Origin of the sequence: Actinomadura darangshiensis, assembly GCF_004349235.1 — a bacterium.
Taxonomy (GTDB): Bacteria; Actinomycetota; Actinomycetes; order Streptosporangiales; family Streptosporangiaceae; genus Spirillospora; species Spirillospora darangshiensis.
Genome location: NZ_SMKY01000022.1, coordinates 1 through 24186, shown reverse-complemented (window position 1 = coordinate 24186; position 24186 = coordinate 1). Strand labels below are relative to the sequence as shown.

Genomic DNA, 24186 nt, shown 5'->3' with positions numbered 1-24186 from the left:
GCGGCGGGACGCTGCATTTCTGACGTTGCCGAACCCCGCCGAGAGGTACGAACGTTGTCCAACGCACAGCCGGCCGCGGGACGCCGCGTCGTCGTCACCGGATTCGGGGTCATCTCCAGCATCGGGACGGGCCGCGCCGGCTTCCTGGCGGGGCTCCGCGAGGGCCGGTGCGGGGCCGCCCCGATCAGCGGCTGGGACACCACCGGATTCGCGCACTCCACCGCCTACGAGGTGCCCGGCCTGGATCCCGAGAAGTACCTGCGCAGGATCGAGCCCGGCCGGTTCGGCCGGGTCGGCGCGCAGGCCGCCGCCGCGGCCCGGATGGCCGTGGACGACGCGGGTCTGGACCCGGCATCGGTCCGGGACGAGCCGGGCGTCGTGGCGGTCGGCACGACCTGCGGCGAGTCGCTCGACGTGGACGCGCTCGCCGGTGTCGAGGTGCGCGACGGCCTCGACCGCCTCCCCGCCGACCTGGCGCGCCGGGTGCACGCGGGCCGCCTGTCGGTCGCGGTCGCCGTCGAGCTCGGGCTGCCGAACGTGGAGGCGGTGACCATCCCGACGGTCTGCGCCGCCGGCAGCTACGCCGTCGGCCACGCGCTCGACGCGCTGCGCGACGGCGAGGCCGACTACGCCATCTGCGGCGGCGCCGACTCGGTGAGCCGGATGGCGTTCGCCGGGTTCTACCGGCTGCGGGCCTGGGCGCCGGAGAAGTGCAGCCCGTTCGACCTCGACCGGAACGGGTTCATGTTCGGCGAGGGCGCCGGCATGCTCGTCCTGGAGACTCTGGAGCACGCGCGGCGGCGCGGCGCGACGATCCACGCCGAGGTGGCCGGGTTCGCGCTGAACTGCGACGCCGGCCATCCCACCCGGCCCGACCGCGAGCGCGTCGCCCAGTGCATGGCCGGGGCCCTGCACGACGCGTCCGCCGGCGCCGGCGAGGTGGACGTGGTCTTCGCGCACGGCACCGGGACGAAGCTCAACGACGCGATGGAGTCCGCGGCGGTGCGGGACGTCTTCGGCGACCATCCGCCCCCCGTCACGGCGCTCAAGGCGATGATCGGCCACACCCAGGGTGCGGCGGGCTCGCACGCCTGCATCGCGGCGATCCTCGGCATGAACCACGACTTCATCCCGCCGACCGTCAACTTCACCACCCCCGACCCCGAGTGCCCGGTCGACTGCGTGCCCAACGTCGCGCGCCCCGCCCGGGTACGGACGGCCGTGGTCAACTCCCTGGGCGTCGGCGGGAACAACGCCGCCGTCGTCCTGCGGCACGCGGAGGTGGCGGCATGAGGACCGTCATCTCCGCCATGTCCCTGATGTCTCCGGCCGGGATCGGCACCGGCCCGTTCCGCGCGGCGATCGACGCGGCGCTCCTGGCGGGCGGCCCGCAGCCCCTGGGCGAGGCTCCGGGCGGCCGGGTCGAGGACTTCCGTCCCGAGGAGTCCGCGTCCGCGCGTCCCGTCCGGCTGGCGGACCGCCCGTCGGCCATGGCCATCGCCACCGTAGAGGCGCTCCTGCCCGACGACGTGCTCGCCGCATGGCCGCCGGACCGCCGCGCGCTCGTCCTCGGCAGCGGCGCGTCGGGCATCGACCAGTCGATGACCCTCACCCGGGACTCGCTCACCCGTCCCCGGCCCGACAACATCACTCCCGCCCTCGTGCCGGCCTGCGTGATGAACTACGCCAGCGCGCAGGCCGCGATCAGGTTCGACCTGCGCGGCCCCAACGCGACCGTGACGGCGGGCCGCGCCACCGGCCTCGCCGCGCTCCGTTACGCCCGCCGGCTGCTCACGCGCGGCCGCGCCGACGCCGTCGTCTGCGGCGCCTACGAGGACCTCAACGACCGGCGCGCGGCCATCGCGGAGGCCGCCGGGATCAAGGCCCCGCCGGCCGAGGGATGCTGCGCGTTCCTGGTCGAGCCGGGGACGCGCGCACGGGCCCACGGACGTCCGGAACTCGCGGAGGTCCTCGCACTGGAGAGCGGCGTGTTCGCCGAGCCCGCCGACGCCGGCGCGGTGCTGGCCGGCACCGTCCGGCGGGCCCTGGACCGGGCCGGCGCCGACCCCGGCGACGTCGCGCTCCTGGTGCCCTCCGGCGACGAGGACGCCGGGCTCGGCGCGCTGCGCGACGCGCGCGTGCTGCGCACCGCCGACCTCGTCGGCGACCTGCACGGGGCGGCCGCCGCCTTCCAGGTCGCCACCGCCATCGCGGTGGCCGACGAGGCCCCGCTGCGCGGCCTCGCGCTGATCACCGCCGTCGACCCCGACGGCCAGGCCGGCTGCTGCCTGCTGCACACCCGCTGAGGAGACACGAGAGCATGACGGACATCGCCATCGCCGGCATCGACTGCCGCTTCCCGAAGGCAGCCGATCCGGCCGGGCTCTGGGACCTGCTGATGCGCGGCGCGGAGGGCGTCACCGAGGTCCCGAAGACCCGGTGGAACGCCGACGTCTACTACGACCCCGAGGGCGGCCGCGGCAAGACCAACACCCGGTACGCCGGCTTCATCGACGACGCCGACGCGTTCGACCACGAGTTCTTCGGCTTCTCCGAGGCCGAGGCCGAGGTCGCCGACCCGCAGGTGCGGCTCCTCCTCCAGACCGCGTGGCGCGCCCTGGAGGACGCCACCCTGGACCCGCGCTCCCTGGCCGGGAGCAAGACCGGCGTCTACGTCGGCATCATGGGGTCGGAGTGGATGAGCCTGCTCATGACCGACTTCCAGGGCATCACGGGGCACGTCGGCTCGGGCAACGGCTACGCGATCACGGCCAACCGCATCTCCTACGAGCTGGACCTGCACGGCCCGAGCATGGCGATCGACACGGCCTGCTCCTCGTCGCTGGTCGCCGCCGAGGCGGCGTGCGCGGCGCTCCGTTCCGGGCTCTGCGACCAGGCCCTGCTCGGGTCGGTCAACCTGTTCATCACCCCGGCGTCGAACATCTACTTCGCGCAGGCCAAGGTGTCCTCACCGGACGGACGCTGCAAGCCGTTCAGCTCCAAGGCCGACGGGTTCGGGCGCGCCGAGGGCGTCGCCATGCTGGTGCTGCGGCGGCTGGAGGACGCCGTCGCCGACGGGCTGCCCATCTACGCGGTCATCAAGGGCGGCGCCGTCAACCACGGCGGTCGCAGCACGACGGTCACCGCCCCGAACCCCAAGGCGCAGCAGGAGGTCATCGCCGAGGCCTACCGGAACGCGGGCGTCCGTCCGGAGGACGTGACGTTCGTGGAGACGCACGGGACGGGCACCCTGCTCGGCGACCGCCTGGAGGCGCGGGCCCTCGGCAAGGTCCACGGCGTCCCGCGGGACGAGCCGTGCGCGATCGGGTCGATCAAGGGGAACATCGGGCATGCCGAGGGCGCCGCGGGAATCGCCGGCCTCATCAAGACCGCGCTCGCACTGCACCACCGGGTCGTGCCGATGAGCCGCTTCTCCGACTCCGAGAACCCGCGGCTGAAGCTGGCCGCCAACGGGCTGAAGCTCGTCAAGGAGCCGATGCCGCTGCCCGACGGGGACGTCCTGGCCAGCGTCAGCGGATTCGGGCTCGGAGGCACCAACGCCCACCTCGTGCTGGCGACCGCGCCCGAGTCGGCGCGGCCGCGGCACCGGACCGGGAAGGCGGACCGCGGCGTGCTGACCGTCTCCGCGCGGAGCGTCGAGGGACTGCGCGGCGCCGTCCGCCGGCTGAGCCAGGACCTCGCCGCGTTCCCCGACGCCGACCGGTTCGCGGAGCTGTGCTGGACGACGAACAAGGTGAAGTCCTCGGAGCCGGTCCGGTTCGCGCTGCCGGTGCGGGACCTCGGCCAGGCGATCGCGAAGCTCGACGACGCGGCCGGGAACGACGCCGTGCTGAGCGAGCTGTCCGGCGAGGCCGCCAAGACCGCGGTCGGCTGGGTGTTCGAGGCGAAGGCCCTGCAAGGGCTCTCCCGCGAGCTGCACGAACGGTTCCCGTCCTACCGGCGCGCACTCGCCGCGGTGGACGAGGCGTTCGCGCCGTACGGCGGGCCGGTGAGCGACCGGCTCCTGGCCGGAGAGGGCGGCGACCCGGTCACGTTCGCCAGTGCCTACGCGATCGGCCGCACCATGCTCGACATGGGGCTCAAGCCCGCGTGGATGGTCGGGGAAGGCGTCACCGAACACGCCACCGCCGTGCTCGCCGACGCGCTCGACCTGTCCGACGCCTGCGCCCTGGCCGCCGGGCGCGCACCCGCCGAGCCGGACCGCCGCAGCCCCCGGATCCCCCTCTACGGTGACGCGTCGCAGGCCGCCGAAGAGGCGGCCCCGTCCTTCGTCATCGGCATCGGCATCGGCGAGGCGGACGGCCCGGCACCGCGCTGGCTCCCCCTGCGCGCGAACGCCGACGAGCTGCTCGACATCGTCGCCACGCTCTACCGCGCCGGCCACGACCCGCAATGGGACGAGCTGTACGCCCCCGACCAGCGCGTGCGCCACCGCCTGACGCCGTACGCCTTCACCGCCACGGGCCGCTTCTGGTGGACCCGCCCCTTCGACAGGGACTGATCCGCCGGCTCACCACTCCGCGAACGCCCCGTCGGGGTGCCGCCACACCGGCCCGCGCCACCGGTGGCCCACCTCGGCGGCCCGGCGGACGGCGGCCTCGTCGACCTCGATGCCGAGGCCCGGCGCGGACGGCCGCGCGCAGTGGCCGTCCGCGAACCGGAAGACGGCCGGGTCCACGAGGTAGTCGAGCAGGTCGGCCGTCGTGTTGTAGTGGATGCCGAGGCTCTGCTCGTGGATCAGCAGGTTCGGGGTCGTGAACGCGACCTGCAGCGACGCGGCCAGGGCGATCGGGCCGAGCGGGCAGTGCGGCGCGACCTGGACGTCGAAGGTCTCGGCGAGGCTCGCGATCCGGCGCCCCTCGGAGATGCCGCCGCAGTGCGCGAGGTCGGGCTGGGCGACGGCGATGCCGGCCTGGAGCGCCGGCAGGAAGTCGGTCCGGCTGAAGAGGCGCTCGCCGCAGGCGATGGGGACGGTGGTCGACTCGACGACGTCGCGCAGCCGGTGGCCGTACTCGGGGAGCACGGGCTCCTCGACGAACAGGGGCCGCAGCGGCTCCAGCTCGTGGATCACCCGCCGCGCCATCGGGGTGGTGAACCGGCCGTGGAAGTCCATCGCGAAGTCGCCGTCCGGGCCCATGGCCTCGCGCGCGGCCTCGGCGAGCGCCAGGACTCGGTCGACGGACGCGGAGGTGTCGAGCGCGGTGAGGCGCCCGGAGGCGTTCATCTTGACCGCGGTGAAGCCCGCCTCGCGGGTGGCGGCGGCGTGCTCGGCGACCTCGGCCGGGACGTCCCCGCCGATCCACGAGTAGACCCGGACGCGGTCGCGGACGGCCCCGCCGAGCAGTTCGTGCACCGGCGCGCCGCGGTGCTTGCCGGCGATGTCCCACAGGGCGTGGTCGTAGGCCGACACGGCGGTGGCGAGCACCGGGCCGCCGCGGTAGAAGCCCGCCTTCCACGCGGTCTGCCAGTGGTCCTCGATGCGCAGCGGGTCCGTGCCGAGGTAGAGGTCCTCAAGCTCGTGGACCGCCGCGCGGGCCGTCTCGACCCGGCCCTCCAGCGTCGCCTCGCCCCAGCCGGTGACGCCCGCGTCGGTCGACACCTTCAGGAACAGCCAGCGCGGTGCGACGGGGAAGGTCTCCACCCCGGTGATGATCATTTCTCTCCCGCGATCCGGGCGAGCAGGGGGAGCTGCTCCGCGTCCTCCAGTGCCGAGCCGACGGCGACCGCGGCGGCTCCCGCGTCCAGGAACCCGGTGGCGTTGCCGGCGTCGATCCCGCCGGTCGCGACGAAGTTCATGGCGGGGAACGGGCCGCGCATGGCGCGGAACCAGCCCGGTCCGAGCACGCCGGCGGGGAAGCCCTTCACGTGCGTCAGCCCGGCCACCGCCGCCATCTGGACCTCACTGGCGGTTCCGACGCCCGGCAGGTACGCCAGGCCGCACTGGCGGGCCGAGTCCACGAGGGCGAGGTCGAGGCCGGGCGATACCGCGAACGCGGCGCCCATGTCGGCCACCCTCCGCATCTGGGCCGGTGTGATCACCGTGCCCGCGCCGACCGGCCGCCTGGCGGCCTCGACGGCCGCGCCCAGGGCGGCGAACCCGTCCTCGGACTGCACCGGCACCTCGACCAGCTCGATGCCGAGGCCCCAGGCACGCTCGGCCAGCTCGACGGTCCGCTCGGGCGAGAACCCCCGCAGGATCACCATGAGCCGCCGGCCCTGGAAAAGCTCCCCGATCGCGCTCACTCGCCGCCCCATCCGTAGTCGTGGGAGACGGCCCGCGCGGTCTCCAGCAGGTCGGGGATCAGCTGCTTGAGCTCCTCGAACGGCACGAGCATCTTCGCGACCGAGATCGAGACCGCCGAGTGCGCGGTGCCGTCCCCGGACCGGATCGGCGCGGCGATGCAGACCACGAAGTCCTCGAACTCGCCCTCGTCGTAGCCGTAGCCGCGCTCGCGGATCGTGTCGAGCTCGGCCCGGAAGCGCGCCTCGCTGGTGATCGTGTTGGCCGTGTACCGGGTGAGCGTCAGCCGCGAGATCACCGTGTCGCGCAGCGCCGGGTCGAGGTTGGCGAGGATGACCTTGCCCACCCCGGACGCGTGCAGCTTCGCGGTGTTGCCGACCCTCGAGTACATGCGGACCGACGCGCGGCCTTCGTACTTGTCGATGTAGACGACGTCGTCGTCGACGAAGGACGCCAGGTGGATGGTCTGCCCGCACCGCTGGTTGAGCCGCGTCAGATGCGGGCGCGCGACGTCGCGCAGGTCCATCGACTCCAGCGCCTCGTACGCGATGCTGATCAGCCCGGTGCCCACGGTGTAGCGGCCGTCCGGCATGCGCCGCGCGAAACCGGCGTCGGTCAGCGTCTGCAGCAGCCGCAGGGCCGTCGACCGGTGGACGTCGAGCTCGGCCGCGACCTCCGACAGCGTCGCCGGCCCGCGGGCCACCCGCCGCACGATCGAGATGGCCCTCTCGACGGTCTGTGACACCCGCGTCTCCTCCCGGTCGTGCCGTCCGTCCCGCTCGCCGGAGGAATGTACTGCGAAGTACATGTTGCGTCAACGGTTGCAACATGTGCATTACGGGCCAGGTCTTGACGGTAAATCGGACCGGCTGCTAGAAAACCGTCCCACACAAGTTGCACACCGTGTTGCAACATATGCAACACCTTGGCAGTCGCTCTCCCCCCAGGAGGTCACATGGCCCGCATGATCCGCATCGGTGCCGCCCTCGGTGCCGCGCTGCTCGGCATCACCGCCTGCTCGGGGGGCGGCGCGGGTGACGCCGGTCCGCCGGCCTCGGAGGGCGGGCAGCTGACCGTGTCGAACTGGCAGTGGCTGGAGCCCGGCCGCGGCGACAAGCTCTGGTCCGTCGTCGAGGGCTACTCCAAGACCAACCCGAAGGCGACGCTGAAGAAGGTGTCGGTGACCCGCGCCGACTACGAGAAGACGATCTCGACCCAGCTGGGGGCGCGCAACGGGCCCGACCTGATCGTCATCCCGGACACCTACTTCGGGAAGCTCGCCAAGGCCGGCCTGCTGGAGACGGTCGACGACGCGGTCCCGGCCGGCCAGAAGCAGGCGCTCAACGCGACCAACGACTTCGGCAAGTACAAGGGCAAGCAGCTGGCCTACACCTGGGAGACCGTCAACTACGCGCTGTTCTGGAACAAGTCCCTGCTGAAGAAGGCGGGCGTCCAGCCGCCCAAGGACTTCGCCTCGCTGCTCGCCGCCGCCAAGGCGGTCAAGGCCGAGGCCGGGGTGCCGGGCCTCGCCGTCCGCAGCCAGATGGCCGAGGAGACGCCCTGGTGGATCGACTTCTCCAACTGGCCGTACGGCTTCGGCGGACGCTGGTCCAAGGACGGCAAGCTGACGATCGACGCGCCCGAGAACGTCCAGGCGGTGACCGCGTTCAAGAAGATGTACGACAGCGGCGCCATGAGCACCGGCGACGACGCGTCGACGTTCCGCACCAAGTTCGCCCAGGGCAAGATCGGCATGATGATCGACAACAGTTCCGCGCTCACCACGATGGTGGGCGGGGACGAGAACCCGGTCAAGAGCAAGGACGTCGAGGCATCGCCGCTGCCCTTCCCCACCCCGGCGTCGGCGAACACCGGTGAGTGGATCGGGATCAACAAGTACAGCAAGCACAAGGCGCTCGCCAAGGACTTCCTCAAGTACCTGTACAGCCCGGACGCGCAGAAGGCGCTCGCCGCCGCACTCGGCGCCAGCTCACCCGGCACCGGCGCGCCGACGCCCGACGCCTTCACCAAGGCGAACCCGTGGGCGCCCGTCTACAAGAAGCAGACCGAGACCTCGCACAACGCCGTGGTCGAAGGCTTCGAAGACAAGACGCCGCAGATCGCGCACATCGTCCTGTCGCACATCTCCGAAGTGCTCATCAAGAACGCCGACCCGGCGACCGCATTGAAGGCGGCGCAGGCGGAGGCGTCCAAGCTGACCGGCAGCTGACGTGGCAGGCGTGGACATCCCGGCGAAGGCCGGCACCGGCGTCGAGGCGCCGAAGCCGCGCGCGCACCGGGGCCGGCGGCTGGCCCCCTACCTGTTCATCGCGGCCGCGGCGGTCTACCTGCTGCTGCTCACCGGGGCACCCCTGCTGGACGGCGTGTGGCTCAGCTTCACCGACACCCAGCTGCTGAACCCCACCGGCGGCGTGTACACCGGCACCGGGAACTACTCGTCCCTGTTCAGCGACTCGGCGTTCGTGCACTCGCTGCTCATCACCGTCATCTACAGCGCGGCGACCGTGATCGGCGCCCTCGTCGTCGGCACCACCGCCGCCGTGGCCATCAACGGGGCCTTCCGGGGACGGGCCCTGGCCCGCGCGATCCTCACCTTCCCCTGGGCCGTGCCGACCGTCGCCGCAGCCCTCATCTTCGCGTGGATCTACAACAAGGACAGCGGCGTGCTCAACCACGCGCTGAGCGGCGCCGGCCTGGGCGGGCGCGGCTGGCTGGTCGACCCCACCTGGTCGCTGTTCGCGGTGACGCTGGCCTCGGTCTGGAAGGTGTTCCCGTTCGTCATGCTCGTCGTCCTCGCCGCGCTCCAGTCGGTGCCCGACGAGCTCTACGAGGCGGCCAGGGTGGACGGCGCCGACGCGCTGAACAGGTTCCGCACCGTGGCGCTGCCGTTCCTGATGCCGACGCTGCGGGTCACGGCCCTGCTGATGACCATCTGGTCGTTCCGCCGCTTCGAGGTCATCTGGCTGCTCACGCAGGGCGGCCCGGTCGACTCCACCAACGCCCTGGTCATCAACGTGTACCGGGAGGCGTTCGTCAACTCCGACCTCGGCCGCTCCGCCGCCATGGGAGTCGTCGGGCTGGTCCTGTCGACCATCGTCACCGTCATCTTCTTCTACGTCGACCGCGGCGCGGCGCGAAAGGAGGCGCTATGACCTCCCGCCTGGGTTCGGTGATGCGCGGGCTCGGCGTCACGGTGCTGGTGGCGCTGGCCGGATTCCCGATCTACTGGCTGTTCACGACGGCGACCCACACCACCGGGGAGCTGTTCGGCGGGCACGTCCACCTGCTGCCCGACCTCGGCCGGTTCGCCACGTCCATGCGGGACGCCGCGAGCGGCGTGCCGATGCTCCGCTGGCTGACCAACAGCGCCGTGGTGGCCTTCGGCACCACGCTGCTGAGCCTGGCGATGGCGATCCTCGCCGCGTACGCGCTCTCCCGCTACCGGTTCCGCGGCAAGGGCGTGTTCGGCTTCGCGCTCTTCGCCACCCAGATGCTGCCCGAGGCGCTGCTCGTCGTCCCGCTGTACTCGATCTTCCTGACCTTCGGGCTGCTCGACAACCTCGGCGGGCTCGTCCTGAGCGACACCGCGTTCGCCATGCCCGTCGCGGTGTGGATCCTCAAGAGCGCGATGGACGGCGTGCCGCCGGAGATCGAGGAGTCCGCCCGGGTCGACGGCTGCCCCCGGTACGCGATCCTCCCGCAGATCGTGCTGCCGCTGATCGCCCCGTCCATCGCGGCGGCCGCGGTGATCACGTTCTTCGACGGCTGGAACGAGTACCTGTTCGCGAACACCTTCATCACCGACGAGCGGAAGTGGCCCGCGTCCAAGGGGCTCGCGTCGTTCGTCGGCGAGTTCGTGACGCCGCTGAACCACGTCATGGCCGCCGCGCTCATCTTCACCCTGCCGGCCATCGTCTTCTTCCTGTTCGTGCAGCGCCGCATCGTGAGCGGCCTGACCGCAGGCTCCGTGAAGGGCTGACAAGTGCCAAGGATCAGTTTCAACGGCATCGCCAAGAGCTACGGCGACACCCAGGTCATCAAGACCTTCTCCGCGGACGTCCCGGACAACGAGTTCCTCGTGCTGCTCGGCCCGTCCGGGTGCGGCAAGTCGACGATGCTGCGGATGATCGCCGGCCTCACCGACATCACCGAGGGGCAACTGGAGTTCGACGGCGCGGCGGTGAACGGGACCGGGCCGAACGAGCGCGACATCGCCTTCGTGTTCCAGTCCTACGCGCTCTACCCGCACCTGTCGGTCCGGGCGAACATCGCGTTCCCGCTGCTGATGAGCAGGTTCAAGCCCTACCACCATCTGCCGCTGGTCAACGCGCTGATGCGGCGCCGGATGCTGCGCGACCCGGAGATCGACGCCCAGGTGCGGCGCGTCGCGGACATGATGGAGCTCACCGACTACCTCGACCGGCGCCCGCGCACCCTCTCCGGAGGCCAGCGGCAGCGCGTCGCGGTCGGCCGCGCCCTGGTCCGCGAGCCGTCGGTGTACCTGCTGGACGAGCCGCTGAGCAACCTCGACGCCATGCTCCGCACGCAGATGCGGGCCGAGATCAGCGCCCTGCACCAGCGGGTGCGCAAGAGCTTCGTCTACGTCACGCACGACCAGGTCGAGGCCATGACGATGGGGACGCGCATCATCGTTCTCAACGAGGGCGTCGTCCAGCAGTACGGGACGCCGAAGGAGATCTACGACCGTCCGGCGAACACGTTCGTGGCCCGGTTCATCGGGAGCCCGCCGATGAACCTGATGGACTGCGAGTTGGACGGGCGGTCGGTCCGGTTTCCCGACGGCACCGTCCTGGAACTGCCCGAGGGCGGCGCGGCGCCGGACGGCCCGGCGCGCGGCATCACGCTGGGCGTGCGCGCCGAGAAGGTGTCGGTCGAGGCGGCGGACACCGCGAAGGCCGGGGCGCTGCCCGCCCGCGTGGTCGTCTCCGAGTACCTCGGCGCCGAGACGGTGGTGGCGTTCCAGCTCGGCACGCGCATGGACGAGTCCGGCACCGTCGGCGGCCGTGATCTGCTGCACGCCCGCATCCCGGGCGAGGTGCGCCTGGCGGCGGGCGACGCCTGCGCCGTCCGGCTCGACCTGACCGACGCGTCCTTCTTCGGCAGCGACGGCGGCGGGCGGCTGCCGGTCGCCGCCGCCAAGGGGGTCGCGTGAACGGCCGGACGACGATCGACTGGCGCGCGAAGGGCTTCCCGCCGAGCGCGGAGGGGATGAGCGCCAACGACTTCGCCCGGTCGCGCCCGTCGCTGTTCGAGGCGGGCTTCTCCTGGCCCGTCATGGTCATCAAGCGCTCCGCGGTGGACCACAACGTCGCCGCGCTCGCCCGCTACTGCGCGGACCGCGGGGAGTCGCTGGCGCCGCACGTCAAGACGACGATGTCGCCGCAGCTGTGGGAGCGCCAGCTCGCGGCGGGCGCCTGGGGGCTGACCGTCGCGACGCCGCACCAGGCCCGCGTCGTCCGCGCGCACGGGGTACGGCGGATCTTCCTGGCCAACGAGCTGGTCGACGACGCCGCCGCGGCGTGGGCGGCCGGCGAGATGGCACACGACGACGGCTTCGAGTTCACCTGCTACGTGGACTCCGTCGCCGGCGTCGAGATCCTCGGCGAGGCGACGCGGGGCCGGGTCGACCGGCGGCTGCGCGTCGTCCTCGAAGTCGGCCACGAGGGAGGCCGGACGGGGTGCCGCACCGACACCGACGCGATGGCGGTGGCCCGCGCGGTGCGGCGCGAACCGTCGCTGGCACTCGTGGGCGCGGCCGGCTTCGAGGGCGGTCTCGGACACGACCGCTCCACCGCCACGGTCGGCGCGGTGACCGCCTTCGCGCGGCGGATGCGCGGCCTGCTCACGGCGTGCGACGCCGAAGGGCTGCTCGACGCGGACACCGGGGAGTACCTCGTGTCCTGCGGGGGCAGCGCGTTCTTCGACCTGGTGACGGCGGAACTGGCGGGTGACTGGGACACGCGGTTGCCGGTGCGCGTCCTGCTCCGCAGCGGGGCGTACGTGACGCACGACTCCCTCTTCTACGAGAAGTTGAGCCCGTTCGCGCAGGACCCGGCGGACGCGCGCCTGCGACCGGCGATCGAGGTCTGGGGGCAGGTGCTCTCGCGTCCCGAACCGGGCCTGGTCCTGGCCGGCATCGGCAAGCGGGACATCTCGTTCGACGAGGGCATGCCCGTCGTCCTCGCGACACGCTCCCGCAGCGGAGACATCCGGGTGCCGGCCGGCTGCACCGTCGACCGGCTCAACGACCAGCACGCCTACCTCACGGTGCCCGGCGACAGCGGCATCGCGGTGGGAGACCTCGTCTGCCTCGGGATCTCCCACCCCTGCACGGCGCACGACAAGTGGCAGCTGGTGCCGCTGGTCGATGACGACCACCGCGTCGTCGAGACCGCCCGTTCCTACTTCTGATGAGGAAGCGTTGATCAGCTCAAGTGCCAGGAGAAGCGACCGGGACGTCGGCGGGGCCGCGCCCGCCGTGGTGACGCTGGGCGAGGCCATGTGCGTGCTCCAGGCGGAGCACATCGGGCCCGTGCGCCACAACAGGTCCGTCCGCCTGGGCATGAGCGGCGCGGAGACCAACGTGGCCATCGGCGTCCGCCGCCTGGGGGTGCCGAGCGCCTGGATCGGCCGGGTCGGCGAGGACCCGATGGGTGAGATCATCGCCGGGGAGCTGCGCGCCGAGGGCGTGGACGTGACGGCCCTGCGCACCGACGGCGCCGCGCCGACGGGGCTCATGGTGAAGGAGCGCCGCACGTCCAAGGTGTCCCGCGTGTTCTACGTGCGGTCGGGCAGCGCCGGCTCGCGGCTGTCCCCCGACGACGTCAGCCGGGAGCTCGTCGAGGGGGCCCGCGCCCTGCACATCACCGGGATCACCCTGGCGCTGAGCGAGTCGGCCAGGGCCGCCGTCCACCACGCCATCGGGATCGCGCGCGACGCCGGGGTCCTCGTGTCCTTCGACGTCAACCACCGGACCGGGCTGTGGAGCGCCGAGGAGGCGGTGGAGCACTACCGCGCCACCGCCATGCTCGCGGACGTGGTCTTCGCCTCGCACGACGAGGCGCGGATGCTGGTGGGCGACCTCGGCGCCGCCGCCAGCGCCGCCGCGATGGGCGGCCTCGGACCGGAGCAGGTCGTCATCAAGCAGGGCGAACTCGGCTTCACCGCAAGGATCCACGGCCGCGAGTACGCCGCCCCGGCGGTCGCCGTACCGGTCGTCGACCCGGTCGGCGCCGGCGACGCCTTCGTCGCCGGGTACCTCGCGAGCCTCGTCCGCGGCGAGCCGCCCGAGGCCGCCCTGCGGACCGCGAACGCGCTCGGCGCCTTCGCCGTCTCGGTGCCCGGCGACTGGGAAGGACTGCCGAGCGTCGCGGAACTCCCCCTCGTCGGCCCGCTGGACGACCCCGTCCTCCGCTGAAAAGGAGCATCACCATGACCGTCAGGCGCATCAACATCGCCAATGCCCCGGCCCCCGGAGGCGCGTACTCGCAGGCCGTGGCCGCGAACGGCTTCCTCTACACCGCCGGCACCGTCCCGGTCGACCCCGCCACCGGGAAGGTCGCCGGTACCGACGTCGCCGCGCAGACCGAGCAGGTGATGCGCAACCTGCGGGCGCTGCTCGAATCGGAAGGGCTCGGCTTCGCGGACGTGGTGAAGGCGACCGTCCACCTGACCGACATCGAGCGCGACTTCGCCGAGTTCAACCGGGTCTACAAGTCCCACTTCACGGGCGGCCTGCCCGCGCGGACCACGGTCGGATCGGCGATGCTGAACATCCTCGTGGAGATCGACCTCGTCGTCGCCTACCCCGAGACCGCCTGACCGCCCGGCGCACCGCGGGCACGAGCGAAAGGACCGCGCGATGGACATCGTCATGACCGGCGGCTGGGTCGTCGACGGCACCGGGGCGCCCGCGTACCGGGCCGACCTCGCCGTGCGGGACGGTGCCGTCGCCGCGGTCGGCCGGCTGGACCACGTCGAGGCCGCGCGCCGGATCGACTGCACCGGCCGCTACCTCATGCCGGGCTTCGTCGACACCCACGTCCACGGCGACGCGGCGGTGTTCGACCCCGACGTCCAGCTGGCCGCGCTGAGCCAGGGGGTGACGACCTTCGTGGCGGGCCAGGACGGCCTGTCGTTCGCGCCGTCCGGCCCCGCCACGATGGACTACGTCCGGCGCTACTTCGGGGCGATCAACGGCGACCTGCCCGGCGGCGCCGCGGAGGGCCGCGGCGTCGGCGAGCTGCTGCGCGGCTACGACGGCACCACGCCGCTCAACGTCGGCTACCTGGTGCCGCGCGGCAACCTGCGGCTCGAAGCGATGGGCCTGGACGAGCGCGCCCCGTCCGACGGCGAACTCAATCACATGCGGCGGCTGCTCGCCCAGGGCATGGAGGAGGGCGCCCTCGGGCTGTCCACCGGCCTCGACTACGTCCCGGACCGGTACGGCGACACCGCCGAGCTGGCCGCCCTCGCTGCCGAGGCGGGACGGTACGGCGGCCTGTACGTCAGCCACATGCGCGGGTACGAGGCGGAGGCGCACGTGGGCGTCGCCGAAGTGAACGCCATCGCCCGGGACGCGGACGTCCCGGCGCACATCAGCCACTACCACGGGCCCGCGCACATGCTGGTGAAGCTCATCGACGACTCCCGCGCCGAGGGCGTCGACCTGACCTTCGACAGCTACCCCTACGACCGCGGCGCGTCGATCGTGGCGATGGTCGGGCTGCCGGTGTGGGTCCAGGGCGGCGGCACGGACGCCACCGTCGCCCGCCTGCGGGACGCCGGCGTGCGCGCCCGGCTGCACGAGACCTGGTTCCCCGAGCGCCCCGAGCTGTACGACCGGATCGCCTTCGCCTGGGTCGACCACCCCGACCTCGCCTGGTGCGAGGGGCGGACCCTCACCGAGGCCGCCGAGACGGCCGGCGCGGATCCCGCGGAGTTCCTCTGCGACCTGCTGGCGGCCACCGGCCTCCGGGCGTCCTGCGTGTTCCGGCAGCCGCCGACCAACACCGTGCGGGACATCCGCGCCCTGCTGCGGCACCCCGCGCACATGGCCGGGTCCGACGGCGTCTTCGTCGGAGGCGCCCCGCACCCGCGCGGATGGGGCGCGTTCGCGCGGCTCCTCGGCGTCCACACCCGCGAACTCGGCGACTACACCTGGGGCGAGGCCGCCCTGCACCTCGCCGGGCACCCGGCCCGCCGGTTCGGCCTCCAGGGCCGGGGGTCGCTCCGTCCGGGCATGGCCGCCGACGTCGTCGTGCTCGACCCGTCCACGGTCGCCGACGTCGCGACGTACGCGGACCCGCGCCGTCCGGCACGCGGGGTCGACCATGTCGTGGTCAACGGCGTGGAGGTGCTGGACAAGGGGCGCCTCACGGGTGCGGCACCAGGCCAAGCGCTGCGCCGCACCACCGGAGGGCTCCCGTGAACACCGGAACGCTGCTGCGTGGCGTCAGCCCGGTACTGGAAGTGCCGTTCCACCCGGACGAGTCCGTTGACCTCGACGGCTTCTCCGACGTCGTCGCCCACGTGCTGGGGACCGGCGTGACCAGCGTGATGTTCCCCGGCTTCGCCTCGGAGTTCCACAAGCTCGCCGACGACGAGCGCCGCTCCCTGCGCGACCGGCTCCTGGATCAGACGCGCGCCCGGACGGACGTCGCCGCCATCGTCGCGGTCCAGGACCATGCGACGGCCGTGGCGGTGCGCCGGGCGGTGGAGGCGGTGGAGGCCGGCACCGACGCGATCAACCTCCTGCCCCCTTACCTGCTCGGCCCCTCCCCGGCGGCGGTCCGCGCCCACGTTCGCGCCGTGCTGTCGGCCGTGGCGCCGGCACCTGTCGTCCTGCAGTACGCGCCCGCCCAGACCGGCACCAGCCTGGACGCCGGGACGATCGCGTCGATCGCCTCCGACCACCCCAACCTCGCGGCCGTGAAGGTCGAGTCGACGCCTCCCGGCGCCCTCATCGCCGCCCTGGCCCGGACCACGCCAGCCCTCCCCTCCTTCGTCGGCTACGCGGGCCTGCAACTGCCGGACGCCCTGCGCCGCGGCGCCATCGGCGTCCAGCCGGGCTGCTCGTTCACCGAGTTGTACGTCCGCTTCTGGCGACTCTGGCAAGCGGGCGACGAGCCGGCCGCCCTCTCCCTGCACCAGCGGATGCTCCCGTACCTGTCGTATTGGATGCAGTCGGTCGAACTGATCGTCGCGGCCGAGAAGCTCATATCCCTGCGTCGCGGCCTGATCCGCTCCGCCACCTGCCGTGCCCCAGCGCACGCCCTGGACGACGGCGAGATTCAGCTGGTGGACGCCTTCCTCCAAGAGTTCGGTCCAGAGCTGGCGTCAAGCGTCGCGTAGGTGGAGGAGGAGGGCGCCGCTCAGGAGTGCTGCGCCGGCCCAGGCGGCGGTCACGCCCAGATGGTCGGGCATGGGGGTGATCCGCTGGAGGAGGCGCTGCCAGTGCTGGTCGCCGATCGTCTGGGAAAGGACGGGGAAGACGTAGAGCAGGCCGAGGACGGTCCCGATGCTGGTCGCGGAGTCGCGTACAGCGGTGGCCACGCCGAGGCCGAGCAGGGCGATCAAGGTCAGGTAGAGGATCGCCGCAAGGGCGGTGCGCAGCGTCGGACCGTCGGTCAAGGGCTGGACGTGGCCGGGCAGGATGAGCCGTCCGGCCAGCAGCGATCCGAGAACCGCGACGGTCCCGGCCGCTGCCACGATGCCGGTGAGGACGGCGGCCTTGGCCGCGAGGACGGTGGAGCGGTGCGGCATCGCCGTCAACGTGGTGCGGATCATGCCCGTGCCGTACTCGCCCGCGATGACGAGGACGGCCAGGATGACGACCAGCGCCTGACCCAGGTCGACACCGATGAGGCTGACCTCGGCCATGTCGCCGCAGGGGCATCTCGCCACCGAGACCGCCCCGGCGCTCAGGGCCACGGTCGCCGCGATGGTTCCGAGGAGCAGCCAGAGAGGGCCGGCGACGGTGCGTGCCTTCGTCCATTCCGCGTGCAGGGCCGGCCTCATGCGTCCCTCCTGTGGAGAAGGACGGCGGCCACGGCCAGTGCTCCCATCGCATATCCGGCCAGGACGGCGAACCCGGCCCACGGCGCCAGCGGGTAATAGCCTTCGTACGGCGTGTAGATGCTCGCGACCTGGTGGTACGGCACCAGCGTCTGCAGGACGGCGAAGGCCGCACCCGGCGTCACCCGGGCCAGCCAGGTCGACACGCTCGCGGGCATGAACGGGATGGCCATCAAGATGTACGGCAGCACGACCGCCACGACGACGGTGGTGACCGCGCCGGCGCTGTGCCGGAAGACGGCGCCCGCGGACAGGGCCAGGACCGAGACCGTCGCGAGAAGCGCCGCGACCCCGAGCACCACCCGCACTTCGGTCGCAGCCGTCACCGGGAAGACGTACACGCCGTTGGCTTCGGCGAGGTGCAGGCCAAGCGGTACCGCGACCGCCGCCCCCACCAGCCCGGCGACGAAGGCGACGGCTCCGAGCACGATCGCCTTGGCCGCCAGCACCCGGCTCCGTCCAGGACCGGCGGCCAGGGTGACGCGGACCAGGCCGCTCCTGTACTCCGTGGTGACGGACAGCGCCGCCACGACGATCACCGCGATCAGCGCGGCGAACGTGCCGGTGAGGATCTCGCCGAGGGTGCCGCCGGTCGGCAGGGTCTCGCGGACGGCTGGCGCCATGTCGCCCGCACCGGTCACCGTGAACCGGCCGCCGGACTCCGTGAACGCGCCCGACGTGTTCGCCGGGTAGCCGGCGAAGCCGGGCGACTCGGCTCCCACCTGGCCGCCCGTCCAGTCGCCGGGGGCCCAGTGCCCCTGGACGCGGAGATTCCCGAAGGCGGCCGTGGACACGCTGCCGCTCGTGCCCATCCCTTGCACGGACGGCGGAGACGCGACGAAGAGCCCGCCTTGCGCGGTCGGCCCGAGCCCGCGCAGATGCACGGTGCCGACCTTGGTCCAGTGCGCGCCGTCGGCGGACGCATAACCCGTGATCGCGTCGCCCGAGCGCTCTAGCCGCAGCAGCCGGGCGGACACCCCGGCCGGGCCGGCCGTGTCGTGGACGTAGCCGTCCTGCATCCGCACGCCGTGGCCGCCGGTGACCATGATCGCCGCATAGCGTGCTCCCGGGCGGGTACTCTCCTTGACGATGAGCCCGGCCTTGGCCCACGGCACGGTCCCCGGCCGCAGGTGCTCGGGATCCGCGGGGATGCTGCTCTTGAGCGCCGGCACCGAGGCGGTGATGGCGCCGTCTCCGGTCAGGGGCCGGTGCACGAAGTAGAAGCTGTCGGTGACCGGCCCGCCGTCCGGTCCGATCGGAACGGGCGGCGCCCCCTTCTGGTCGCTGCTGACCCCGGCGAGCAGGGCGAACACCACCAGCAGCAGCGCCGCGGCCACCATGCCGGCCACCCAGCCGCGGACGGTCCTGAACTTGGTCCATTCCGCGTGCACCACGTGCGCGAAGGCGCTCACTTCCGGTCCTCCGTGGACGTCCCGGTGCGGAACTCGACGGCCTCGCGGGTGAGCCGCAGGTAGACGTCCTCAAGGGTGGCGCCGTTGCCGCGCGAGGCGGCCGCGATCAGCTCGGCGACGCTCGCGTCGGCGATGGCCCTGCCGCGCCCGGCCACGACGAGATGGTCGGCCGTGTGCTGCATCTCGCCCATCAGGTGGCTGGAGACCAGCACGGCGCGCCCTTCGGAGGCCAGCGACCGCAGGAGGCCGCGCATCCAGACGATGCCGTCGGGGTCCATGCCGTTGAACGGCTCGTCGAGCAGCACGACCGGCGGGTCGCCCAGCAGCGCCGCGGCGATCCCGAGCCGCTGCCGCATGCCGAGCGAGTAGCCGCCCGCCTTGCGCCGGGCCGCCGGGGCCAGGCCGGCCTGCTCGATCACCCGGTCCACCCGCCGCACGTCCAGGCCCTGCGAGTGCGCCAGCCACAGCAGGTGGTTCCGGCCGCTGCGGCCCGGGTGCGGCGCCGCCGCGTCCAGCAGCGAACCGACATGGTGCAGCGGATGCCGGAGACCGCGGTACGGCAGGCCGCCGATCAGCGCGGTGCCCTCCTCGACCGCGTCCAGGCCGAGGATCACCCGCATCGTGGTGGATTTCCCGGCACCGTTCGGCCCGACGAACCCGGTCACCTGCCCCGGACGGACGCTGAAGGACATGCCGTCAAGGGCCAGGACCGTCCCATACCGCTTGCGCAACCCGGCCACGACGATCCCCGGGGCGCTCAACGCGAGCTCGCAGTTCGACTCATGCCGAAGGTTGTACGCGGCGCCCGGTTCCGGCCCCGTCGCGGCGGCTGCGACCCGGCTGGAACCCGGGATCTGGCATGGTCGGACGCATGGCATCTCGATCCGGCGGCCGGCCCGCCCGTGCGGCGGGCGGCGGTGGGCCGCGATGAGGGTCCTCGTCGTCGAGGACTTCGAGATCCTCGCCCGCTCCCTCGGAACCGGGCTGCGCCGCGAGGGCATGGCCGTCGACGTCGTCCTGGACGGGACCGCCGCCGTCGACCGCCTCGCCGTCACCCGCTACGACGTCGTGATCCTCGACCGCGACCTGCCCGGCGTCCACGGGGACGAGATCTGCCGGCGGCTCGCCCGCGGCGGGCACGCGACCCGCGTGCTGATGCTCACCGCGTCAGGCACGATCGAAGACCGCGTCGACGGACTCGGCCTCGGCGCCGACGACTACCTGCCCAAGCCGTTCGCGTTCGCCGAACTCGTCGCCCGCGTCCGCGCGCTGGCCCGCCGCGCCGTCCCGCCGCTGCCGCCCACCCTGGCCTGCGGGGACATCACCCTCGACCCGTCCCGCCGCACCGCGTCCCGGGCCGGCCGGCGGCTGGAACTGAGCCCCAAGGAGTTCGCGCTCCTGGAATGCCTGCTCGCCTCGCCCGGCCTGGTCGTCTCCGCCGAGGACCTGCTCGAACGCGCCTGGGACGAGGCCGCCGACCCCTTCAGCAGCGCCGTCAAGCACACCGTGCACCGGCTGCGGGCCAAACTCGGCGACCCGCCCGTGATCGAGACCGTCCGCGAAGGCGGCTACCGCATCGGACCGGCATGACCGGGCGGTCCCTGCAGACGCGGTTGGCGCTCGCCTACGCGGCGGGCATCTACGCCGCCGGAGTCCTGGTGCTCCTCCTCGTGGACGTCCCGCTCGCCGGTGTCCAGTCGGCCACCCCCGCGGACCGCCCCGCACCGAGCACGATCACCGGAACCGGCGACGGGATCGGCCTGCACCGGCTCCTCGTCGGATCCGCCGTCGCCCTGGTCGTCCTGATCCCCGTCGCGCTGGCGCTCGGCTGGTTCGTCGCCGGCCGGTTCCTGCGCCCGCTGCGCGCCATCACCGCCACCGCCAGGGTCATCTCCGCCGGCGACCTGCACCGGCGCCTCGACCTCGGCGAGCCCGCCGACGAGCTGACCCAGCTCGGCCACACCCTCGACGACCTCTTCGCCCGCCTGCAAGCCTCCTTCGACGCCCAGCGCCACTTCGTCGCCAACGCGTCCCACGAGCTGCGCACTCCCCTCGCCGGCCTGCGCACCCTCCTCGAAGTCGCCCTCGCCGACCCGGACGCCGACACCGGCACGCTGCGCACGGCCTGCCAGGAGGCCCTCGCCCTCGGCGGGCACCAGGAACGGCTCGTCGAGGCGCTCCTCGTCCTCGCCACCAGCGAACGCGGGGTCTCCCGCCGGGAAGTCCTCGACCTGGCCCGGGTCGTCGAAAAAGTGCTCGATTCCCGCCGCGAACAGGCCACGGAAAAAGGCATTGACCTCGCGATACGTTTGGCGCCCGCGGTTACGGCCGGAGACCCGAAACTGCTCGAAAGCCTCGTCGCCAACCTCATCGACAACGCCATCCGCCACAACCACTCACCTGGGCATGTGACAATCACCACTCAGATGTCCCACTCGCACGTCGCACTTACGGTCGGCAACAGTGGCCCGTCCATTCCCGAGGACCAGATCCAGGGCCTCTTCCAGCCCTTCCAGAAAATGGCGCCCGACCGAAACGGCCTCGGCCTCGGCCTCGGCCTCGCCATAGTCAATGCCGTGGCCCAGGCGCACCACGCCACCCTCACCGCCGGCGCACGTCCGGAAGGCGGCCTCTCCATCACCGCCCGCTTCGCGCCGGCACCGGCCTTGGACCAGCTCAGTTCGGCCGGGGACGGGGCGCGAGGTGCTCGCCGACCTGGGCGACCAGGAGGGCCATCTCGTAGCTGATCTGCGCGGGGTCGACGTCGGCGTCGCTCAGCACGGTCAACGAGGCGCCGTCGCCCGCCGCGGTCACGAAGAGGAAGGCGTCGCGCATCTCGATGACCGTCTGGTGCACCTCGTTCGCACCGAACTGGAGCCGTGCGCCCTGCGCAAGGCTCTGCAGGCCGGCGGCCAGCGCGGAGAGGTGCTCGGCGTCCTCGCCGGCGATGCCGGAGGACGCGCCGATGAGCAGGCCGTCCGCGGACTGCACCACGGCCCTGGTCACCTGGGGCACCCGCTGGACGAGCCCGTCGATCAGCCAGTCCAGCCGATCGGTCGATGCCTCGCGCGGTGTCATGCGACTTCTCCTCCTGGACTCCGGTGGGCCGACGGCACAGGCCGCCGCCACATAGTGCCACCTGGCGTTCCCGTGAGTGACCGAAGTCCGAAATATGGACAAACACGGGCGCAAGATCAAAGCGATGGCTATGGTGTCATCGACCTCGTCCCGACCGGCACGCCACCGAAGCTTGAGAGAGACGATTTCATGAACGACATGACCAGCCCTGTCCGCCCCGTTCGCGTTCGTTTCCTCTAGTGAGGGCCCCGCGCCGGCGTTCGTTCCGGCTCTCGCTGTACGGCATGCTCGTCGTCCCGGTCATTTCGCTGATTACCCTGTGGTTCTTCGCGGCGCAGAGCACCGCGTCCGACGCCCTCCATCAGCGGAACATCGACACCGCCAACGAGGTCTACGGCAACGCGGTGCAGCCGATGCTGGTGACGCTGGCCCAGGAGCGCCAGGAGTCGGTCGTGTGGCTGGCGGGCGGCGGCCAGCTGCCGCGCACCTCGATGGACGCCGTCCGCAAGAAGATGGACGGCACGATCGTCCAGATGAACAAGGCCGCGAAGTCCGGCAAGTTCCAGGGCACCCTGACCGGGCAGATGAAGCAGCGGCTCTCGGTGCTGATCGGCAAGCTCAACACGATCGGCAAGGTCCGCGGCCAGGTCGACGCCGGCGCGCTGGACAGGTTCACCGCGTTCACCGCCTACAACGACATCATCGACACCCACTTCAGGTTCATCTACCTGCTCGTCGCCGACAACGGCTACCAGCAGGCGTACCACCTGACCGGCATGTCGCGGGCCATCGAGCTGAGCGGCCGTGAGGCGACGCTCGTGGGCGGCGTGCTCGTCGGCGGCGGCAGGATGACCTCCGCCGAGTACGCCGAGGTCAGCAAGCTGGTGTACGAGCGGCGCTACCTGGAGACCACGAGCCTGTCGGAGTTCACCCCCGCCAACGGCGCCCCCTTCCGCGCTGCGCTGGCGTCCCCGGCGGCCGAGACCTTCACCGCCGCGGAGAACCGCGTCCTGGCGGCCGGTCCCAAGAGCCGGTTGAAGTTGAATCCCGTCGCCTGGCAGGGTGCGTCGGAGGGCTTCATCAAGGCCGTGGACGGCGGGCTGCTGAAGTCCCGGTACGCGCTGGCCGGCGACGCCAAGAAGACGTCGGACGCGACGCTCCTGCGGCTCGGCCTCGTCGGCGGCCTCGGCCTGATCGCGGTCGTGCTGACGCTGTTCCTCATGCTCCGGTTCGCGCGCCGCATCGGCCGCGACCTGCTCGGCCTGCAGAGCGCCGCGCGCACGCTGGCCGAGGAGCGGCTGCCGGGCCTGGTGGGCAGGCTGAGCCAAGGGGACGAGGTCGACGTGGCGGCCGAGGCCCCGCCGCTGGAGCTCGGCAGGACGAGCGAGGTGTACAACGTCGCCGCCGCGTTCTCCACCGTCCAGCGCACCGCGGTCGCCGCCGCCGTCGGGCAGGCCGACCTGCGCAAGGCGGTCAACCAGGTGTTCCAGAACATGGCCCGGCGCAACCAGTCCCTGCTGCACCGCCAGCTGGCCATGCTCGACACGCTGGAGCGCAAGGCGTCCGACCCGGAGGCCCTGGCCGACCTGTTCTCCATCGACCACCTGACCACCCGCATGCGGCGGCAGGCCGAGGGCCTGGTCATCCTGTCCGGGGCGGCTCCCGGCCGCGGCTGGCGCAACCCGGTCGGCGTCCTGGACGTGCTGCGCGGCGCCGTCGGTGAGGTCGAGGACTACTCCCGCGTCGACGTCGTGTCCTCGGCGCAGGAGGGGATCGTCGGCTCCGCGGTCGCGGACGTCATCCACCTGCTGGCCGAGCTGATCGAGAACGCCGCCGCCTTCTCGCCGCCGAACACGCCGGTCGAGGTCGACGCCGGGCTGGTCGGGCAGGGCTTCGTGGTCGAGGTCCAGGACCGCGGCCTCGGCATGAGCGCCGACAAGCTCGCGGCCATCAACCTGCGGCTCTCCCAGGAACCGGAGTTCGACCTGGCCAACGGCGAGCAGCTCGGGCTGTTCGTGGTCGGCAGCCTGGCGTACCGGCACGGGATCAGGGTGACGATGGAGCCGAACGCCTACGGCGGCCTCAAGACGATCGTGCTGCTGCCGCACTCCCTCGTGGTGCCGGCGGACCGGATCGGCCGGGCCGACGCCGAGGAGCCCCGCCAGGAGGCCGCGGTTTCCGCGAGCGTCCGGCCGGTGGCCTCCTCTGCCGGGGTGCCGGAGTACGCGGGCGACTCCACCGGGCGGCACCGGCACGTCTCCGCCGAACCGGGCGCCGGGCAGGACCCGGTCGTCACGGCGCCGCCTGCCCCCGCCC

Annotated in this window: 22 protein-coding genes; 15 read left to right on the top strand and 7 right to left on the bottom strand. The window is 72.5% G+C overall.

What is annotated here, in order from left to right; all coding sequences use genetic code 11:
• Nucleotides 1-54: 54 nt before the first annotated feature.
• The 3 genes from E1293_RS07495 to E1293_RS07485 are packed head-to-tail and all read left to right on the top strand — an operon-like array spanning nucleotide 55 to nucleotide 4522.
• The gene (locus tag E1293_RS07495) at nucleotides 55-1293 is read left to right on the top strand and encodes a beta-ketoacyl-[acyl-carrier-protein] synthase family protein (RefSeq protein WP_132195240.1); all 1239 of its coding nucleotides are present in this window, start codon (nucleotides 55-57) and stop codon (nucleotides 1291-1293) included.
• Nucleotides 1290-2306 (top strand): beta-ketoacyl synthase N-terminal-like domain-containing protein, encoded by a 1017-nt coding sequence (locus tag E1293_RS07490; protein ID WP_132195238.1) that lies wholly within the window; start codon nucleotides 1290-1292, stop codon nucleotides 2304-2306. The genes E1293_RS07495 and E1293_RS07490 overlap by 4 nt, the downstream gene beginning before the upstream one ends.
• Nucleotides 2307-2320: 14 nt before the next feature.
• Entirely contained in the window at nucleotides 2321-4522 is a 2202-nt protein-coding gene (locus E1293_RS07485) for a type I polyketide synthase (protein ID WP_132195236.1), read from the top strand.
• 9 nt (nucleotides 4523-4531) lie between these two features.
• On the opposite strand, the gene dgoD is transcribed toward E1293_RS07485, so the two are convergent.
• The 3 genes from dgoD to E1293_RS07470 are packed head-to-tail and all read right to left on the bottom strand — an operon-like array spanning nucleotide 4532 to nucleotide 7007.
• Nucleotides 4532-5677, bottom strand: coding sequence for a galactonate dehydratase (gene dgoD, locus E1293_RS07480; protein ID WP_132195234.1), 1146 nt, complete (start codon nucleotides 5675-5677; stop codon nucleotides 4532-4534).
• On the bottom strand, nucleotides 5674-6264 hold the full coding sequence (locus E1293_RS07475; RefSeq protein WP_243716080.1) for a bifunctional 4-hydroxy-2-oxoglutarate aldolase/2-dehydro-3-deoxy-phosphogluconate aldolase: 591 nt from the start codon (nucleotides 6262-6264) through the stop codon (nucleotides 5674-5676). The genes dgoD and E1293_RS07475 overlap by 4 nt, the downstream gene beginning before the upstream one ends.
• Complete coding sequence (locus E1293_RS07470) at nucleotides 6261-7007, bottom strand: IclR family transcriptional regulator (RefSeq protein ID WP_165978117.1); 747 nt, start codon at nucleotides 7005-7007, stop codon at nucleotides 6261-6263. Before E1293_RS07470 ends, E1293_RS07475 begins: the two co-directional genes overlap by 4 nt.
• A 210-nt stretch (nucleotides 7008-7217) precedes the next feature.
• Here E1293_RS07470 and E1293_RS07465 point away from each other — a divergent pair, with 210 nt between their 5' ends.
• Genes E1293_RS07465 through E1293_RS07425 form a run of 9 tightly spaced genes read left to right on the top strand, consistent with a single transcriptional unit; the run spans nucleotide 7218 to nucleotide 16657 of the window.
• Nucleotides 7218-8492: an ABC transporter substrate-binding protein gene (locus E1293_RS07465; protein WP_132195228.1), complete on the top strand. Its 1275-nt coding sequence runs from the start codon at nucleotides 7218-7220 to the stop codon at nucleotides 8490-8492.
• A 10-nt stretch (nucleotides 8493-8502) separates the two neighbouring features.
• Complete coding sequence (locus tag E1293_RS07460; protein ID WP_207938720.1) at nucleotides 8503-9435, top strand: carbohydrate ABC transporter permease; 933 nt, start codon at nucleotides 8503-8505, stop codon at nucleotides 9433-9435.
• Complete coding sequence (locus tag E1293_RS07455; protein ID WP_132195226.1) at nucleotides 9432-10262, top strand: carbohydrate ABC transporter permease; 831 nt, start codon at nucleotides 9432-9434, stop codon at nucleotides 10260-10262. The genes E1293_RS07460 and E1293_RS07455 overlap by 4 nt, the downstream gene beginning before the upstream one ends.
• 3 nt (nucleotides 10263-10265) lie before the next feature.
• Entirely contained in the window at nucleotides 10266-11456 is a 1191-nt protein-coding gene (locus tag E1293_RS07450; RefSeq protein ID WP_132195224.1) for an ABC transporter ATP-binding protein, read from the top strand.
• A complete protein-coding gene (locus tag E1293_RS07445; protein WP_207938719.1) occupies nucleotides 11453-12715 on the top strand; it encodes an alanine racemase in 1263 nt (420 codons plus the stop codon). The genes E1293_RS07450 and E1293_RS07445 overlap by 4 nt, the downstream gene beginning before the upstream one ends.
• Nucleotides 12716-12725: 10 nt before the next feature.
• On the top strand, nucleotides 12726-13721 hold the full coding sequence (locus tag E1293_RS07440) for a sugar kinase (protein WP_243716079.1): 996 nt from the start codon (nucleotides 12726-12728) through the stop codon (nucleotides 13719-13721).
• Nucleotides 13722-13735: 14 nt separating this feature from the next.
• Nucleotides 13736-14125: a RidA family protein gene (locus E1293_RS07435; RefSeq protein ID WP_132195220.1), complete on the top strand. Its 390-nt coding sequence runs from the start codon at nucleotides 13736-13738 to the stop codon at nucleotides 14123-14125.
• Between the two features lie 40 nt (nucleotides 14126-14165).
• A complete protein-coding gene (locus E1293_RS07430; protein WP_132195218.1) occupies nucleotides 14166-15734 on the top strand; it encodes an N-acyl-D-amino-acid deacylase family protein in 1569 nt (522 codons plus the stop codon).
• Nucleotides 15731-16657, top strand: a complete 927-nt coding sequence (locus E1293_RS07425) for a dihydrodipicolinate synthase family protein (protein ID WP_207938718.1) — start codon at nucleotides 15731-15733, stop codon at nucleotides 16655-16657. Before E1293_RS07430 ends, E1293_RS07425 begins: the two co-directional genes overlap by 4 nt.
• Here the strand turns inward: E1293_RS07425 and E1293_RS07420 are convergent.
• The 3 genes from E1293_RS07420 to E1293_RS07410 are packed head-to-tail and all read right to left on the bottom strand — an operon-like array spanning nucleotide 16643 to nucleotide 19484.
• A complete protein-coding gene (locus tag E1293_RS07420; protein WP_132195216.1) occupies nucleotides 16643-17323 on the bottom strand; it encodes an ABC transporter permease subunit in 681 nt (226 codons plus the stop codon). The genes E1293_RS07425 and E1293_RS07420 overlap by 15 nt on opposite strands.
• Complete coding sequence (locus tag E1293_RS07415; protein WP_243716078.1) at nucleotides 17320-18792, bottom strand: ABC transporter permease subunit; 1473 nt, start codon at nucleotides 18790-18792, stop codon at nucleotides 17320-17322. Before E1293_RS07415 ends, E1293_RS07420 begins: the two co-directional genes overlap by 4 nt.
• Nucleotides 18789-19484 carry an ABC transporter ATP-binding protein gene (locus E1293_RS07410; RefSeq protein WP_243716081.1) on the bottom strand — a complete coding sequence of 232 codons (696 nt, stop codon included), beginning with the start codon at nucleotides 19482-19484 and terminating at the stop codon, nucleotides 18789-18791. The genes E1293_RS07415 and E1293_RS07410 overlap by 4 nt, the downstream gene beginning before the upstream one ends.
• Before the next feature lie 235 nt (nucleotides 19485-19719).
• Here E1293_RS07410 and E1293_RS07405 point away from each other — a divergent pair, with 235 nt between their 5' ends.
• Together E1293_RS07405 and E1293_RS07400 are read left to right on the top strand one after the other, a co-directional pair.
• Nucleotides 19720-20382 carry a response regulator transcription factor gene (locus E1293_RS07405; protein WP_132195212.1) on the top strand — a complete coding sequence of 221 codons (663 nt, stop codon included), beginning with the start codon at nucleotides 19720-19722 and terminating at the stop codon, nucleotides 20380-20382.
• Nucleotides 20379-21539 carry a sensor histidine kinase gene (locus E1293_RS07400; RefSeq protein WP_132195210.1) on the top strand — a complete coding sequence of 387 codons (1161 nt, stop codon included), beginning with the start codon at nucleotides 20379-20381 and terminating at the stop codon, nucleotides 21537-21539. The genes E1293_RS07405 and E1293_RS07400 overlap by 4 nt, the downstream gene beginning before the upstream one ends.
• Here the strand turns inward: E1293_RS07400 and E1293_RS07395 are convergent.
• Nucleotides 21469-21870: a roadblock/LC7 domain-containing protein gene (locus E1293_RS07395; protein ID WP_132195208.1), complete on the bottom strand. Its 402-nt coding sequence runs from the start codon at nucleotides 21868-21870 to the stop codon at nucleotides 21469-21471. The genes E1293_RS07400 and E1293_RS07395 overlap by 71 nt on opposite strands.
• Before the next feature lie 239 nt (nucleotides 21871-22109).
• Between E1293_RS07395 and E1293_RS07390 the strand changes: the two genes are divergently transcribed.
• Nucleotides 22110-24186 (top strand): sensor histidine kinase (locus tag E1293_RS07390; RefSeq protein ID WP_132195206.1); only part of this gene is annotated, 2077 nt, incomplete at its 3' end.

Excerpts from the sequence above, each read along its gene's own strand:
- E1293_RS07490 (WP_132195238.1), top strand. The coding sequence starts at position 1,290 with ATGAGGACCGTCATCTCCGCCATGTCCCTGATGTCTCCGGCCGGGATC.
- E1293_RS07485 (WP_132195236.1), top strand. The coding sequence starts at position 2,321 with ATGACGGACATCGCCATCGCCGGCATCGACTGCCGCTTCCCGAAGGCA.
- dgoD (WP_132195234.1), bottom strand. The coding sequence starts at position 5,677 with ATGATCATCACCGGGGTGGAGACCTTCCCCGTCGCACCGCGCTGGCTG.
- E1293_RS07465 (WP_132195228.1), top strand. The coding sequence starts at position 7,218 with ATGGCCCGCATGATCCGCATCGGTGCCGCCCTCGGTGCCGCGCTGCTC.
- E1293_RS07455 (WP_132195226.1), top strand. The coding sequence starts at position 9,432 with ATGACCTCCCGCCTGGGTTCGGTGATGCGCGGGCTCGGCGTCACGGTG.
- E1293_RS07435 (WP_132195220.1), top strand. The coding sequence starts at position 13,736 with ATGACCGTCAGGCGCATCAACATCGCCAATGCCCCGGCCCCCGGAGGC.
- E1293_RS07430 (WP_132195218.1), top strand. The coding sequence starts at position 14,166 with ATGGACATCGTCATGACCGGCGGCTGGGTCGTCGACGGCACCGGGGCG.
- E1293_RS07420 (WP_132195216.1), bottom strand. The coding sequence starts at position 17,323 with ATGAGGCCGGCCCTGCACGCGGAATGGACGAAGGCACGCACCGTCGCC.
- E1293_RS07410 (WP_243716081.1), bottom strand. The coding sequence starts at position 19,484 with ATGTCCTTCAGCGTCCGTCCGGGGCAGGTGACCGGGTTCGTCGGGCCG.
- E1293_RS07405 (WP_132195212.1), top strand. The coding sequence starts at position 19,720 with ATGAGGGTCCTCGTCGTCGAGGACTTCGAGATCCTCGCCCGCTCCCTC.
- E1293_RS07400 (WP_132195210.1), top strand. The coding sequence starts at position 20,379 with ATGACCGGGCGGTCCCTGCAGACGCGGTTGGCGCTCGCCTACGCGGCG.
- E1293_RS07395 (WP_132195208.1), bottom strand. The coding sequence starts at position 21,870 with ATGACACCGCGCGAGGCATCGACCGATCGGCTGGACTGGCTGATCGAC.